The sequence below is a fragment of the Pseudoalteromonas sp. Angola-7 genome (assembly GCF_028599255.1).
Classification (GTDB): Bacteria; Pseudomonadota; Gammaproteobacteria; order Enterobacterales; family Alteromonadaceae; genus Pseudoalteromonas; species Pseudoalteromonas atlantica.
In genome coordinates, this window is record NZ_JAQREL010000019.1 from 1 (window position 1) to 15,896 (window position 15,896).

Sequence of the window (15,896 nt, forward strand, 5' to 3'; positions counted from 1 at the left end):
CAACACTTAATTTTGTTAAACTTGAAAGTTTTTAAAACTAAGTTTTACTCGACTCACTAAGTGGTTTGCTTGCCTCGCTAAGCGTTGCCTGCTCTGCCGTCTCAGTGGGGTCGCATTATAGGGAGAACGGATTTTTACGCAAGCGTTTTTTAATAAAAACTATAAATAAAAGCTCTTTCGTGCATTTTTCACTCTAAAGAGCCAAAAGCAGTACAAAAAACAAACTAAACCTATAAGCAAAGCTCAGGTTGTTTTAAATATAACGATGTATAAAACGCAAAAAGCACCTATAAGGTGCTTTTAAGTTAATTTATTAACTGCGCGTATTAATACAAAATACTATAAAGCTTTCTTCTGTATTTAGCTGCAAGTGCATCTCCATCTGGTAGAGAAGCGATAATTGCTAAAAAGCTTGCTTTAGCGTCATTAAAGTTAAGATCCTTTTTAAGTACGCTGAACAATGTTTCGAGTGCTTCTTCTTTGCGTCCTGCATCATTTAGCAATTGGCTTAGCTCTATTTTCAGGTCTAAGTCATTTGGGTACTTCTCTACTTGAGATTGCTTTTCTTTTATCTCTGGCGAGTCGGTAGCTTCTAGCGCCGCTTCGCATTTAGCTTTTATATTATGAAAATAAGCATCTTGCTCTTGGGCGTCAATGGTATCAATGAGTGCTTGCGCATCATCTAACTTGTGTATTTGAATGCATATATCGGCTAACACAAGCTTTATACGTGCGTTTGCACTGTCTATTTCATACGCTTGCTTTGCGTAATTAAATGCAGCATTTAGATCCGACTTTAATAATGCTTGTTTTGCTTGTTCAAGAAGTAGGTCCTGTTGCGCTGGTAAATGCTTACTCAGGGCTTCGCGAATTTGCGCGTCTGTTTGTGCACCCGCTAATAAATCTACTGGAGCTGAATCTTTTAACAACACAAGTGTAGGTAATGTTTGCAAGCCAACCTGCTGCGCTAATTGCGAGGCGAGTGCTTGTTCTGCGTCACAATCAAGATTAGCCACTACAATATGGTCTTTATATTGCGTAGCCAAATTTTCTAATATACCGATTTGGCTAATACACTCAGGACTTTGCGGCGAGTGGAAGTTAAGCAGCACCAACTTTTGTTGTGATGTTTCACCGAGTACTTGCTGAAGGTTTTGTGCGTTGATACTAACTATGTTGCTCATTGAATTAATTGCCATATTCATTTATTTAGGTTTTTATATGGAGACGAACATAATAAATACAAGTATTAAATACTTTCAAATAATGAGGGAAAACATGAAAATCACCTATCTAGCTGCAGCATTTATGATAGCAAGCCCACTCACTTACGCTAAGTCACTAAACTTAGATTTAATTAAGAGTATGCCAGCTATTGAAAAGTTTTACCTCGACTTACATCAATCTCCAGAGCTTTCATATCACGAACAAGAAACTGGCCAAAAAATAGCATCGCAATTAACAAAACTTGGGTTTGATGTAACAGATAATGTGGGCGGCTACGGTGTGGTAGGGATTTATAAAAATGGCACCGGCCCTACAATAATGATTCGTACTGATACCGATGGCCTACCAATCACAGAGCAAACCGGTAAACCTTATGCATCTAAAGTACAAGTGACCAATGAGCATGGGAATAAAGTAGGAGTAATGCATGGCTGTGGCCACGATATACATATGAGCTCGTTTATTGGTACTGCTGAGCAACTTATTGCGCATAAAAATAAGTGGCAAGGAACGTTAATGATGGTTGCTCAACCTGCAGAAGAAGTTGGCGGTGGAGCAAAAGCCATGTTAAGTGAAGGCTTATTTAGTAAATATGCTAAACCTGATCATGTTATTGCGCTGCATGTTAGTGCCAGCGTGCCTGCGGGTAAGGTATCAATGAAAAATGAATACACCATGGCAAGTGTTGATTCAGTAGATATAACTATAAAAGGTAAAGGCGGACACGGCGCCTACCCACACACTACCGTAGACCCTGTAGTTATTGCGGCGCGTACGGTATTAGCATTACAAACAATCACAAGCCGCGAGCTTTCTCCACTTGAGCCTTCCGTTGTGACTGTGGGTTCTATTCATGGTGGCTCAAAGCATAATGTGATTTCAGATGAAGTAAAACTACAGCTTACGCTTAGAAGCTACAACCCAGAGGTACGTACGGCGCAAATAGCAGCAATAAAACGTATTACAGCGGGTATTGCTCAAAGTGCTGGCCTTACTGAGTCACACTACCCTGTTGTTCACGTTCATGAAGATGAATCTATTCCATCTACTTACAATAACCCTCAGCAAACTAATATTGTTAGGAGTGCTATTGCTGATGCAATTGGCGAAACTAATGTACTTGAGACAAAAGCGGTTATGGCTGGTGAAGATTTTGGACTGTACGGTAGAACTGATGAAAACATTCCTATTACGTTATTTTGGTTAGGTGGAGTAAACCAGCAGCAATATACAAATGCGATGAAAAGTAACCAAACACTTCCTTCATTACACTCAAGTAAATTTGCGCCAGATTATAAAGTAGCATTACCGACCGGTATAAAAGCCATGAGTAACGCTGCAGTCGCATTATTTAATAAAAAATAAGCCGTATTTGAGAGCTCAGCGATTAAGTGGTTGCTGAGCTCTTTTTATAATTTGATTTTTTAAATGCTGCTTTTTTACCACCCTTAGCAAAGCGCTTTTTAGGTGGTGTTTTAGGTAGCTTTGAAAATACATGGCTATCACAACTAGCTGCTTGTTGTACAAAACCTTCAAGCTCCACCAGCAGTGGTTGTAAAAATTGTTGGTAGCTCATTGCTTGTTGAGCAATGTTGCCTAAACTCGCCTCCCATTTAGCGGTCAAATCGGGGCTAGCTAAGCCCTCTGGTAAAACACTAATAAGTGCCAAGCCTGTTTGTGTAGCTTTAATTGATTTACCTTCGCGCTTTAAAAAACGACGCCTAAATAATAATTCAATAATGCCTGCACGGGTTGCCTCTGTTCCTAGCCCATCGGTCTCTTTGAGTATTTTTTTAATTTGTGAATCTTTTACATAACGACTAATGCCGGTCATGGCACTTAGCAATGTTGCATCAGTAAAATGGGACGGTGGCGTAGTGTGTTTTTCTACCACTTCACCTTTAGTGCAGTTAAGCGCCATGCCTTTTGTTAAAGGAGGCAAGGTTGCTTCATCTTTTAGCTCGGCTTTGCCCATTAATACCTTAAATCCTAGGCTTACATCTTGCTTTGCATTGGCTTTAAATAAACCTCCCGCAATTGTTACCTCTACTTTAGTTTCGTTATAAATATAATCGGGGTAAAACTGAATTAAGTAATGCCTGCTAATAAGTTGATATACTTTTGCTTCATCAGGCGCCAAAGTCGCTGCTTTTAGTTGTTTGGCGGTAGGTACAATTGCATGGTGTGCAGCCACTTTTGCATCGTTAAAACATTTGCTGCGTTTTTTAGCGTCTGCCCCATTCACAAACTCAGTGTTTTGACCGCCATTAGCTGCAATTGCTTTTAAAATTGCAGGCGCATCTAAATGATGCTCTTTAGGCAAATAACGATTATCAGAACGAGGGTAAGTAATTAACTTATGACGCTCATAAAGCGTTTGGCAAATATCGAGTACTTGCTGGGCTGCCATACCATATGCCTTTGCAGCATCTATTTGCAGTGCCGATAAATTATAAGGCAGCGGCGCGCTTTGTTTTTTTTGTTTTTGTTCAAGTGCTGTAACCTCGCCTGGTTGATTCGCTATTCGCGAGGCGACGTTTTCGGCTAATGCATTATTTAAAACACGGCCCTCTTCATCTTGGTACGGCTCGCAGGCTTTGCTTGGTACCCACTTGGCCACAAAGCTTTGCTGCTCAGGAGTTATTAAATGCGCCAACACTTCATAAAATGGTTTTGACACAAAGTTAGCTATTTCGTTATCCCGGTTAACCACTAAACCTAAAATTGGGGTTTGTACGCGACCCACCGACAACACATTGCCAAAGCCTGCTTTTTGTCCCGCCAGCGTATAAGCACGCGTAAGGTTCATACCAAATAGCCAATCTGCACGTGAACGCGCAAGCGCCGACACACTAAGCGGAATAAATTCACGATTTGAACGCATAGTAGTAAGCGCTTTTTTTACCGCCGCTAAATTTAAATCACTTATAAGTAAACGCTGAATGCTTTGCTTTTTGGTTTTACTTATTTTGGCTTGCTCTATGACTTCATCAACCAACAATTGGCCTTCGCGATCGGGATCCCCCGCATGCACGAGTACTGATGCCTGCTTAATTAGCTTTTTTAAAATAGTTAATTGCTTACGCGTTTTCGTTTTTGCCTTGAGCTGCCATTGCTGTGGCACTATGGGAAGGTGTTCAAATTGCCACTTTTTAAAACGCGCATCATAATCATCAGGTTCAGCTTGCTCAAGTAAGTGCCCTATACACCACGAGACACAGTCACCATTAGCCACTTCTATATAACCATCGTGTTTTTTATGTGGTTTTGGCAATGCATCAGCAATAGCTCTGCCAAGTGATGGCTTTTCTGCGATATAGAGTTTCATGGGAGTTGCTCATTAACTGTTTATATGAACAGTAGTTTAGCACAGCTATTTAGAAGGTGGAGCGCTTTCTATTTTTGAGGGGGAATTACTTTTTTTAGCGAAAAGCATAATTAAAGGTAAATAACACACTATGACGGTGCCAATGTTGATAAAGGGCATTAACGTTTTGTAAATAATGGTGCTGTACGCTAAATCCCAAAGGTGACGGTCAACTAATCTGAATAATTGTAGTATAGGTGCGCCAATAACCACTAACTGACCAATAACGCATTGCCATAAATAAACTTTATCTTTTATGCCCCAATAAGCTATTAACGCCATCCATATAATATCGGTAGCCGCCCAAACTAAATAACGATAGATATAAATATCGTCAAACTCTCTCAAGCTAGAGGCTGTTATCCCCCCAAAGAAGAAAAAAGCGACGGTCAGTAATGCAAATCTAAAGGCTAAGTAATCTTTAAATATAAAAAATATAAAAAGAGCCGGGCTTAGCATAAAGACCCAGCTTTTACTTAAAATACTAACGAAATACAAAAACCAATCAGGCAAAATGTTTTACCTTATTTTTCTTTTGTATCGTCGTCGGTACCATCACCATTACCTGGCATATCACAATATTTAATTATAACTTTCACAGCGCATCCATTACATATGTTAAGGAAATGTACTTTAAGCTAAAATAATGAGCTTGCCAAGATACTTTGGTGATCAAGTACCTTAAAAAGAAACTTAATTAGAAAAATTAGCGCCCGCTACTCGCCTAGCGCACATCAATAGGGTCTGACTCTTTAGCCTTACCTTGTAAGATTGATATTTCTACTCGGCGATTTCTACGCCTATCTTCGTTTGAATCATTCGGCACAAGTGGACGAGTATCAGCACGCCCTACTACCATCATGCGGTTTTTATCAAACCCTTGTACCGTTTGTAATTCGCTTGCGACTGCTACAGCACGCTTTGACGATAAGTCCCAGTTATTAATATATAACTCGTTAGAAACCTGAAAATCATCGGTGTGACCCGATACCGTAATTTCTCCAGGTACATCTTTTAATAACTCACCAATATCTTGAATTATGGGCTTAAACTTAGGTTGTAAAAAAGCACTGCCAGAGGGAAATGAGCCATTTTCACGGATACGAATAATGATTTGCTGCCCTAAAGATTCAAGCTCGATTGCACCATCGATAATTTGTTTTTCGAGCTGTTGCGCTATTTTTTTTACTAACTCGTTAGTTTGTTCTTGATCGGCGGCTGAAGTTGCTTGCTCTGAAGATTGCTGCTGCGATGTACTACGTGACTCGCCACCACGTTTATCGCCACGTTGCTCTTGTCTACCACCAGCAGAGCTTTCATCACCCGCTTGAAATTCTAACATTTGCTGGGTCATTTCAACGGTTTGTTGCTGAATGGTTTCTATCGGGGTAGGTTCAGGCTTACCAGGGGTAAATTCCATAGCAATAACCGAGGTCCCTTTAGGGATATCTTTTACTTCTATTTTGTTTTGCACACCAAATGCAAACTTCATCGAGCCTGCTATTTGCTTAAATTTAAGTACATCCATTTCTGAAAACGCGAGCAAAAGTACAAAAAAGCACATTAAAAGCGACATTAAGTCGGCAAATGTTCCCATCCAAGCAGGCAGACCTGGGGGTGGGCATTTGCACTCTTGATCAGACATGGTTACTCCTCGGTATCTACTTTGCGCTTAGACTCAGCAAGGTAGTTTTTCAAAATACCTTCAATTACTTTCGGGTTTTGGCCATCTTGAATACCTAAAATAGCATCCAGTATTAGACGCTGATTCATGGCTTCTTCGTCTTTACGAAGCTCCAGTTTTACCTGAATAGGAATAGCCACTACATTTGCTAAAAATGCACCATATAAAGTAGTTAATAATGCCACCGCCATTGCGGGGCCAATGGCTTTAGGGTCATCCATGTTAGATAACATAGCAACTAAGCCTATTAACGTTCCTATCATACCCATTGCTGGGGCTATATCGGCAAGTGACTTAAATAAACCGGCGCCCAGTTCGTGACGAGTTGTGGTTAAAGAAATGTCTTTTTGAAGCGTGGCACGAACTACATCAGCATCGTGGCCATCAACGAGCATATCTACACCTTTGCGCATAAAAGGGTTTGGTATTTCGGCTTCTTCGAGGGCTAAAAACCCCCCTTTACGGGCTGAATCAGCAAGTTCAACTGCTTTTTCAATCAGCTCTTCTGGCGATTCGATTTTAAACATAAATGCTTTACCAACAACCTTACCTATGCCCAAGAACTGCGACAAGGTAAAGTTTGATAACACAATAAATAGTGAGCCACCAAATACAATTACACTAGAAGGCGCATCGGCAAACATCCCCATTTCACCGCTACTACTCATAAACATGGACATGACAATTAAACCAATTGCGCCAAGGATCCCAATTATGGTTGCTAAATCCACATTTCCTCCAAAGTATTATACTTTGTTATTCAAACTTTTATTATTAACTGCTTATCGGCAAGATACTGAAATACTTAAGCCATTTTTGAAAAAAGTGTAAAACACTGTGTTTGGCCTAATTTTAGATCAAGATACCCTACTCGCCTAGCGACTGATTAATTTTATTGTACACAGTGAGCACTAATACGCATCTTATACATGGTAAAAATGCGATTTAAACTGATATAACTCAAAAAACAACGATCATCCTTTGACCTAGTTTAGCATTCCCCCTAAAATTGGCTCCTAAATTTATCATGCTGGCTGAAATTAAACATGGCGACTAAAAAACCTGAAAACCTAAGTTTTGAACAAGCACTCGAAGAACTATCAACCATTGTCGGTGAAATGGAACAAGGTGATTTATCGCTTGAACAGTCGTTAAAGCAATTTGAGCGTGGTATAGCCTTAGCTAACGCCTCAACGGGTAAGTTACAACAAGCAGAACAAAAAGTGTCTATTTTGATGGGTAATGACGTAAAAGCAGCGCTTACTTCATTTAACAACGATATGGAATAACCGTGAGCATACAAGAAAAAATAGAATGTGCTCAACAAGATGTCGTAAAGACCCTGCAACAGTACTTTGATCAACCCCTTGATACCGCACACACAGTAAAAGAAGCTACGCAGTACGGCTTATTTAACGGTGGCAAGCGTTTACGCCCCTTTTTAGTCTACGCAAGTGGTGAAATGCTTGGAGCTAATAAGCAAGATTTAGATATTCTTGCTGCTGCTATTGAGTGTATTCATAGCTACTCGTTGGTGCACGATGATTTACCAGCCATGGATGATGACGACCTTCGCCGTGGACGCCCAACTTGCCATATAGAGTTTGACGATGCGCATGCAATTTTAGCAGGCGATGCACTACAAACATTAGCCTTTGAACTTATCTCGGCTCACAATTTTACCTGCAGCGCATCAACACAAGTAAAAATGATCAGCGCACTGGCTAAAGCATCGGGGCTTGAAGGCATGGTCGGCGGTCAAGGGCTAGATATTGCAGCCACAGATAAAGTGATTACAGTACAACAGCTTGAACGAATTCATAGATTAAAAACGGGTGCCTTAATCAACTGTGCCATTACATTGGGTGCATTATGTAGCGAAAAAGCAGACAAACAAACCTTAGAAAACTTAAGTGTTTTTGGGTATGCTATAGGGCTGGCATTTCAAGTGCACGACGACATTTTAGATGTTGAAGGTGACACATTTACTTTAGGTAAGCCACAAGGCTCTGATTTAGCTGCTAATAAAGCAACTTATCCGGCCCTATTAGGTATGCAAGGTGCCAAGCAAATGGCGCAAAATTTAATAGAGCAAGCGCATCAAGCATTAAACAAAATAGATGCTGATACCTCTGTTCTAGCGGCGCTGGCAAACTACCTGATTAAACGTGACCATTGAGTGTTACATATACGTATTGCCATTTAGCACTGACATTATTACTCAACAGCGGTAACAACTAATAAGTTAGCACCGGTGTTAGCGAAGGATAAAATAAATACCATGACACTTGATAGTAGCAAGTATCCATTACTTAACTTGGTTGACGAACCAGCCCACTTACGCGATATAGCGCAAGATAAACTCCCTGCGTTTAGCAACGAGTTACGAGACTATTTACTCAACTCTGTTTCGCAAAGTAGCGGCCATTTAGCGTCTGGTTTAGGAACTGTTGAGCTTACCGTTGCTCTACATTATGTGTATAACACACCAGAAGATCGCCTTGTATGGGATGTAGGCCATCAAGCGTACCCGCATAAAATTTTAACGGGGCGACGCGATTTAATGCATACAATTCGTCAAAAAGACGGATTACATCCATTCCCTTTTCGTGAAGAAAGCCAATACGATACCTTTAGCGTAGGCCATTCAAGTACCTCTATTTCGGCTGCACTTGGTATGTCTATTGCGGCTCAAAAAGAAGGCAAAGGCCGTAAAACTGTTGCCGTTATAGGCGATGGCGCCATTACAGCAGGTATGGCATTTGAAGCCATGAACCACTTAGGCGATGTAAAATCTGACATGTTAATCATTTTAAATGATAACGAAATGTCGATTTCTGAAAACGTCGGTGCGTTAACTAATCACTTTGCGCGTATTTTATCTGGCAGCTTTTACACAAACATTCGCGAAGGCAGTAAGAAGTTACTCTCTGGCGTGCCTCCTGTTAAAGAGCTTGCCAGTAAAGTAGAAGAGCACCTAAAAGGAATGGTTATTCCAGGTACCTTTTTTGAAGAACTAGGTCTTAATTACATTGGCCCAATTGATGGCCACGATGTAAATATGCTCGTAGATACACTGCGTAATATGCGTAATTTAAAAGGGCCTCAGCTTTTACATATAAAAACCCAAAAAGGAAAAGGCTATAAACCCGCAGAAGCTGATCCTATTGGCTATCACGGTGTGCCAAAGTTTGACCCTAATACATCAAGCTTACCTAAATCTAAACCTGGTGCCGCCACTTTCTCTAAGGTGTTTGGTGATTGGTTGTGTGATATGGCCGAGCAAGATAAAAAATTAATGGCTATTACGCCGGCAATGCGTGAAGGCTCAGGTATGGTGCGTTTTTCAAAAGAGCACCCAGAGCAGTATTTCGATGTAGCCATAGCAGAGCAGCACGCTGTCACATTGGCCGCCGGTTTTGCCTGTGAAGGGTTAAAACCCGTTGTAGCTATTTACTCGAGCTTTTTACAACGTGCGTATGATCAACTTATCCACGATGTTGCACTGCAAAACTTACCTGTGCTTTTTGCTATAGACCGCGCTGGTATTGTAGGCGCCGACGGCGAAACACACCAAGGTGCGTACGACTTAAGCTTTATGCGCTGTATTCCAAACATGGTTATTATGGCCCCAAGTGATACTAACGAGTGCCGCCATATGCTTTATACCGGTTATAGGGCTAATTGCCCTGTAGCAGTTCGCTACCCTCGTGGTAGTGCCGGTACTGCCGATATTCAAAGCGAAATGACGCTACTAGAAATAGGCAAAGCCAATACCGTTAAACAAGGCGCTAAAATTGCTATTTTATCCTTTGGTACTTTGCTTGAAAACGCGCAACTTGCTGCAAGTGAGCTAGGTGCAACGCTAGTTAATATGCGCTTTATTAAGCCACTTGATACAAGTTTATTAGATGAGCTTAGCCAAACTCATGATGTAATAGTAACGCTTGAAGACAACGCTATTTGTGGTGGCGCAGGCTCAGCGGTTAATGAATATTTAGCAGCGCAAAAAGCCAACCTAAAGGTGCTTAACTTAGGTATTCCTGATGAATTTATTAAGCACGGCACACAAGCGCAAATGCACGATGAAATGGGCTTAGGCGAACAAGGCATTTTAAATTCAATAAAATCGTTTATCGCTTAATTATTTTTGCTAGCTAGTTTTTAAAGGGAGCCTGATGGCTCCTTTTTTGTTTTTTATTTTTAAATTTTTGCATCCAATGTGTATTTCTACGCGTTACCCCTATGAGGTTAACACAGTAAATAGTACGTACTGAGGAGTATAAACAGGCACGTTATTTACTTTCATTTGATGGAATATTAAAAGGTAAAAATGATGAAAAAAGCTAATTTAACTCACTTTCATACACAAAACAGTTCACTTAAACGCCCCCTTTGTTTTTCAGCATTAGCGCTTGGAATAGTACTTGGTATTTCAGGGTGTAGCGGTGATGATGGAGAAAACGGTTTAGCCGGTACGCCGGGAGTAGATGGTCAAGATGGAAGCGATGGCACAAACGGTAACCCCGGCTTTAGTGCTGCCACGTTTATTTTAGCTAATAACGGTGAGCAAAACGCAGGCACTGTTGATTTAATAAACCAGAACGCTGCCAAATTAAAAACCTTTAATACCACTGCAAATGAAGGCGTAGCCTTTGATAGCCTCGGTAATTTAATACAAGCAAGCGACAGCGAAAATGGTAGCATTAAAACTATATGCCAACTTGCCAATCGCGATGATGGTGCAAGCTTTAGTACTAATCAAGACCGTGAAATTACAGGCCCTGCAACTACACTGGTTAATCCTAAGGGCATAGCGATTGCAAAAAATAGCGGGCTGATATTTATAGCTGATTTTGGTGCCATGCAAATTACCACATTTGGCAGTGCTGCAGCGGGAGATGCCGCGCCGCTTGCTACCACTGTTACCGAAGCCGCCCCGTGGGATGTTGATTATGACCACGTAAACGACCGACTTTATGTAGCACTTACCAACGGTGATGTCGCGGTTTATGATAATTTTGTAAGCGGTGAATTTACCGCTATGCCAAGTCGTACTATTACACCAAGCGATGCCGATGGTGTGCAAATATCGGTAAATATTCACGGCATTGTTTATGATGAAACCACCAATAAACTTATTTTATCGGATGTTGGTAACGCATCAGATGCTACCGATGGCGCGCTTTTTGTTATTAATAATGCCTCTACTGCGCAAGGTAATACATCTGTTGCACGCAGTATTTCAGGCCCTGCGACTATGCTAGGCAACCCTGTAGATATTACCCTTGAGGGTAGCGATTTACGTGTGGCCGAAAAATCAAACGATACAATTTTAGTGTTTAGTAATATATTTGCCGGTGAAAGTGGCGATATAGCGCCCGATTTAAGTACTGCGTCTACTAAGCCAGAGTCAATTACTAACACGCTAACTCAAAGCTCAATGGCTGATATATCAGATAGTACTGAGCCTAATATGGCGCTATTAGGCGTAGCCGTATCCAGTAATCCAAGCACTGCGGGTGATACAACAGGCCAAATTAGCCGTTTAAATACAGCATTAAGTAGCGAACTTGCAAGCTATAATGCAAGCCAAACGATAGAAAGCGTTAGCTTTGATAAAGCAGGTAATAGCTACGCAACATTCGATAATGCCAGTACAGGAATGGGCGGAATCGTCATCTCTACTAAAGTGGCTTATAACCGTGATGGCGAAACATTTAACGCCAGCCAAGATAGACTGATTTCAGGAAGCAATACAGGCCTTATTTCACCTAAAGGATTAGATATTGCCTCCGATAGTGGAATGATTTTTGTGGCTGAAAATAATGAAACCACGCCGAGCATTGCTATATTTTCAAGCTGTGCCACCGGCGATGTATCACCTCTTATGACCTTAACTTTTGCCAATAATGATGCACGCCCGTGGGATGTTGATTACGACAGTAACACTGACCGCGCTTTTGTTGCGCTAACTAATGGCACTGTAGCGGTATTTGATCAAGTTAAAAATAAGCTACTAAGTGGCGAGACCACAATAAGTACAGAAGATAGATTAATTACACCTGCCAATAATTCACAAGCACTGGCAGGGCCTACCAATATTCATGGAATAGATTACGACTCATTAAGTGGTGCGTTAATACTTTCTGATGTAGGCAGCGCAGCCGTTGCTGACGATGGCAAAATTTATGTATTAAATAATACCGCAAATGCCTCGGGGCTAGTCAATATAAGCGCGACGATTAGCGGGCCCAATACATTATTAGGAAACCCTGTTGATATTATGTATAGCGGAACCGATTTATACGTTGCCGAAAAGTCTAACAACGTAGTTATGCGCTTTAATAATATTTTAAGTACCGCAGGGGGAGATATAAGTGCCGATGCAAGTATGGCATTTAGTGCTCCTGAGTCAGTGGCTATTTTACCAGCGTGGCTAAACCAGTAATTAAATAGCGTTACCCTCACCATGCCTAACCTACTTTTGTAGGTTGGGCATTATCGCATCCACACTTTAATATCTGCTAAGCCATTACTTTGTAAAATACCCAGCTGCTGATCTACATTCGAATTTTGCTCAAACTCAAACGCATCCAACTGTTTATCAAACGTAATATTTGCCACACCGTCACCACCGCGTTTTTTAACCTGATGAAGCGCTATATCGGCTAAGTTTATCGACGTTTCCCAGCTTATTACTTGCCCACCTAAAAGTGGCAGTGGGTAAAAAGACCACCCCAATGAAGCCGTAATATTGGTTGTTTTACCGTTTGGTAATTGAAACGAATTTAATGCGATTGCTTGGCATAAATCAGAGGCATAGCTGTCAATCATGTTGCACTTAAAATCGCGCAGCAATAATAAAAACTCATCCCCACTCCAGCGTGCTACATAGTCAGAGCCTTGGGTACGCGAATTAAGTAACGCTGCCATTTGTTGTAAGCAGCTATCTCCTGCTATTGGGCCATACGCATCGTTTATACGGCTAAAGTTATCAAAGTTGATAATAAGCAGTACAAGTGACTTACCTTGCGCTTGTAAAGACTGTGCATTACGTTGGAAGTGCTCAATATCTTTAGGGAGCTGATCAAACAAAAAGCGACGGCTACGTAGCCCTGTAAGCTCATCTGAGTGACTAACTAGTTTAAGCTGTGAGTTTACTTGGCCTAATTTATCGTTAGCTTGGCGCAGCTCTAATGTACGCTCTGTAACCAGCGCTTCGAGTACTTCTTGCTTACGGCGCTCTTGCGCTCTAAATACCCAAAAAATAAAGTAAAACAGTAAAATAAACCCACTAACGATTAGCAGTCTAAAGTAAATAGTTTCGTCAAAGCGCTGCGGTACTACAAATGCATACTCGACAGTTTGCGCTCTGTCCCAATCTTCGCCTTGGCGTTTTGCCTCAAGCTCAAATAAAAATGACCCCGCCGGTAAATTTGTATAAATGGCTTCTCGGCGTGCATTAGCGTAGCGCCAATCGCTATCTAACCCACTTAACTTATATCTAAACTCAATACTATTTGGCGCATAATAATCGATGGCGGTGTACTTTAACGTTATGTCGCGCTCATCAGTATCTAGTAAAGGCTTTTCGCCCAATGCTGCGGTAGTTAACGCGCGCAGTGGTGTGGTTAGTGTTTCTACTTTAGGCTTTAATACATTTAGGCCAAATAGCTCGGTATTTTTAGGTATTTCTACAATGCCTTGTAAGCTTGGGTACCAAATTGAATAATCGGTCATGGCAACGGCATCGTGTCCTAAACCGTTACAACACTGGCTTGCTTTACCATCGAGCTGCCTATCAAAAGAAGAAATAACCTCTTCCACTTTTAAGCTCGACACCTCTGATTTAAATTGCGCTACTGGCATACGGTAAACACCTTTCATGGTACTTACCCATACACGCTTATAGGTTTCGTCATACTCTAGGCTAAAAATAGAGCCATAGGGTAAGCCGTTGGCTGCATCTAACTGTCGCCAATGCCCTTGCAAACTTCTGTAAAATAAGCCGTCATTAAGCGAGCCAATTAAAATACCTACACCATCTATGTGTAATACGCTGGTGATGTATGCACTTTCGAGCGAAGTTTGGTCACCTATTTTTTCAATGCCACGGTCAGTAAAGTAATACGCCCCTTTACTGGTCCCTATTACACCAAAGTTTGCTTTATCGAGCACATACGTTATAAATTTACTGCCTAAAAAGGCATTGTATGCAAAGGGTGTTAACCCGCCATAACTTAGCCTATACAAGCCACGCCCTGTACCTATCCAAAAACCGCCTTTGCTTGATGGGCTAATAGCAAATACCGGATTGTCGCGCAGGGCTCTGCCCGGAAAACTGTATAGTTTATCTTGCTCGTAAAAAAACAGCCCTCGTCCGGTCGCTATATATAAACGCGAGCCATCAAACTGTAAGTCGTGTACTGTTGCACGGCCAAATTGCGCACTGGGTATTTTATTGACAAAGTTTTTATTTAAATCGAAATACCCAATACCACTTTTATTTGCCACCCATAAATTACCATCGGGCGCTTGGCTGATTGCCATAACGGCCTCTGTCATTTGCGATAAAGCAGAGTGGCGCTCAATACGCCCTTCGTGTGCAAGCCATAAGCCTTCGCTAAAACTTGCAAGCCAAATATTATTTTGGCTATCGCGGTAAATATCGGCAAACCAAATACTTTGATCTAGCTGACTTGGCTCAACCCATTGCCACTCACCCGACTTAGCTCTAAAAAGCAGTCGTCCATAAGTAGAAACCCATAAGCCACCATTGGTGTCGCTCATAAATTTATACACAGCTGAGTTATTCGCATTCGGCAGTGGGAAAGGTCTTAGCTCATCATCTAAATCTAAAAAGTAGGCACCCAGTTCAGAGGCTAAATATAAATTACCATTTAAAAAAGACAGATCATGAACAATGGTTTGTGCTAACCGCTCAGGCAATGACACCTTAGCTGTTAATTCTAACCTGAGTTTTGAAAAATCAGAGGCGCTTTTAGTTAAGCGTAGTAAATGACGGTCGTTGACAAGCCAAATCCCCTCTGGAGAAAGCGCCATTTGACTAACCGACCCCACTATTTGGGTGATCACAGTAGCATTTACAATAGGAACGAGTTCGTTCGCTTTATCACGTAAATCAACTTGGTTGCGGTCTACATAATAAAGCCCATTAGCTGCAATCCAAATGCTGCCCTTGGCATCTTCTAATATGTCTCTAACTGGGCCTTTAATATTAAATTCTTGTGCGGCAAGCGTTTGCGGGTTTATGACCACCAAGCCACTTTTAGTGCCCACCCACAGATAGCCATTACTATCTATGAGCAGTTTATTAATACCATTGCTTGGCAAAAAAGGACTATTTTGTGTGTTGTAATTAGTGAACGTTGTGCCGTCAAAGCGGCTAAGGCCAAATTGCGTTCCGACCCACATATAGCCTTGCTGATCTTGCACAACACTTTTTAGCGATTGCGAGGGCAAGCCATCTTTGATATTCCATTGCTTAACAACGTAATCAGTAATAGAAGCCCAACTTGGCATGGCACACAACATAAGTACACATACCAGTAAAAATCGCATCATTTCGCTGCCACCTAGTTAAACAAATAAAAC

11 protein-coding genes are annotated in these 15,896 nt (G+C 41.3%); 5 read left to right on the plus strand and 6 right to left on the minus strand.

Going from position 1 to position 15,896, the window contains the following annotated elements; translation table 11 throughout:
- Nucleotides 1–326: 326 nt before the first annotated feature.
- On the minus strand, nt 327–1,184 hold the full coding sequence (locus PSH50_RS19040) for a tetratricopeptide repeat protein (protein WP_024031324.1): 858 nt from the start codon (nt 1,182–1,184) through the stop codon (nt 327–329).
- A gap of 94 nt (nt 1,185–1,278) precedes the next feature.
- On the opposite strand from PSH50_RS19040, the gene PSH50_RS19045 reads away from it, so the two are divergent.
- Nucleotides 1,279–2,592 (plus strand): M20 family metallopeptidase, encoded by a 1,314-nt coding sequence (locus PSH50_RS19045; RefSeq protein WP_273587909.1) that lies wholly within the window; start codon nt 1,279–1,281, stop codon nt 2,590–2,592.
- A 22-nt stretch (nt 2,593–2,614) separates the two neighbouring features.
- Here the strand turns inward: PSH50_RS19045 and PSH50_RS19050 are convergent, their stop codons facing one another.
- The 4 genes from PSH50_RS19050 to pomA all read right to left on the minus strand — a co-directional run bounded on the left by PSH50_RS19050 (nt 2,615) and on the right by pomA (nt 7,009).
- Complete coding sequence (locus tag PSH50_RS19050) at nt 2,615–4,555, minus strand: DNA topoisomerase III (RefSeq protein WP_273587910.1); 1,941 nt, start codon at nt 4,553–4,555, stop codon at nt 2,615–2,617.
- A 45-nt stretch (nt 4,556–4,600) separates the two neighbouring features.
- Nucleotides 4,601–5,107: a hypothetical protein gene (locus PSH50_RS19055; protein ID WP_031289574.1), complete on the minus strand. Its 507-nt coding sequence runs from the start codon at nt 5,105–5,107 to the stop codon at nt 4,601–4,603.
- A gap of 211 nt (nt 5,108–5,318) precedes the next feature.
- Nucleotides 5,319–6,239, minus strand: a complete 921-nt coding sequence (locus PSH50_RS19060) for a flagellar motor protein MotB (protein ID WP_004586875.1) — start codon at nt 6,237–6,239, stop codon at nt 5,319–5,321.
- Nucleotides 6,240–6,241: 2 nt separating this feature from the next.
- Nucleotides 6,242–7,009 carry a flagellar motor protein PomA gene (gene pomA / locus PSH50_RS19065; RefSeq protein ID WP_004586874.1) on the minus strand — a complete coding sequence of 256 codons (768 nt, stop codon included), beginning with the start codon at nt 7,007–7,009 and terminating at the stop codon, nt 6,242–6,244.
- Nucleotides 7,010–7,324: 315 nt separating this feature from the next.
- On the opposite strand from pomA, the gene PSH50_RS19070 reads away from it, so the two are divergent.
- The 4 genes from PSH50_RS19070 to PSH50_RS19085 all read left to right on the plus strand — a co-directional run bounded on the left by PSH50_RS19070 (nt 7,325) and on the right by PSH50_RS19085 (nt 12,729).
- Nucleotides 7,325–7,567 (plus strand): exodeoxyribonuclease VII small subunit, encoded by a 243-nt coding sequence (locus tag PSH50_RS19070; protein ID WP_054983482.1) that lies wholly within the window; start codon nt 7,325–7,327, stop codon nt 7,565–7,567.
- A gap of 2 nt (nt 7,568–7,569) precedes the next feature.
- Nucleotides 7,570–8,457 (plus strand): (2E,6E)-farnesyl diphosphate synthase, encoded by an 888-nt coding sequence (ispA, locus tag PSH50_RS19075; protein ID WP_054983483.1) that lies wholly within the window; start codon nt 7,570–7,572, stop codon nt 8,455–8,457.
- A gap of 102 nt (nt 8,458–8,559) precedes the next feature.
- Nucleotides 8,560–10,422, plus strand: a complete 1,863-nt coding sequence (gene dxs, locus PSH50_RS19080) for a 1-deoxy-D-xylulose-5-phosphate synthase (RefSeq protein ID WP_273587911.1) — start codon at nt 8,560–8,562, stop codon at nt 10,420–10,422.
- Between the two features lie 192 nt (nt 10,423–10,614).
- The gene (locus PSH50_RS19085) at nt 10,615–12,729 is read left to right on the plus strand and encodes a hypothetical protein (RefSeq protein WP_273609983.1); all 2,115 of its coding nucleotides are present in this window, start codon (nt 10,615–10,617) and stop codon (nt 12,727–12,729) included.
- Nucleotides 12,730–12,779: 50 nt separating this feature from the next.
- Here PSH50_RS19085 and PSH50_RS19090 read toward each other — a convergent pair whose 3' ends face one another.
- Nucleotides 12,780–15,866, minus strand: coding sequence for a ligand-binding sensor domain-containing diguanylate cyclase (locus tag PSH50_RS19090; RefSeq protein ID WP_029773767.1), 3,087 nt, complete (start codon nt 15,864–15,866; stop codon nt 12,780–12,782).
- Between the last annotated feature and the right edge of the window lie 30 nt (nt 15,867–15,896).

Coding starts and splice junctions, on each gene's coding strand:
- PSH50_RS19040 (WP_024031324.1), bottom strand. CDS start 1,184: ATGAGCAACATAGTTAGTATCAACGCACAAAACCTTCAGCAAGTACTC.
- PSH50_RS19045 (WP_273587909.1), top strand. CDS start 1,279: ATGAAAATCACCTATCTAGCTGCAGCATTTATGATAGCAAGCCCACTC.
- PSH50_RS19050 (WP_273587910.1), bottom strand. CDS start 4,555: ATGAAACTCTATATCGCAGAAAAGCCATCACTTGGCAGAGCTATTGCT.
- PSH50_RS19060 (WP_004586875.1), bottom strand. CDS start 6,239: ATGTCTGATCAAGAGTGCAAATGCCCACCCCCAGGTCTGCCTGCTTGG.
- PSH50_RS19070 (WP_054983482.1), top strand. CDS start 7,325: ATGGCGACTAAAAAACCTGAAAACCTAAGTTTTGAACAAGCACTCGAA.
- dxs (WP_273587911.1), top strand. CDS start 8,560: ATGACACTTGATAGTAGCAAGTATCCATTACTTAACTTGGTTGACGAA.
- PSH50_RS19085 (WP_273609983.1), top strand. CDS start 10,615: ATGAAAAAAGCTAATTTAACTCACTTTCATACACAAAACAGTTCACTT.
- PSH50_RS19090 (WP_029773767.1), bottom strand. CDS start 15,866: ATGATGCGATTTTTACTGGTATGTGTACTTATGTTGTGTGCCATGCCA.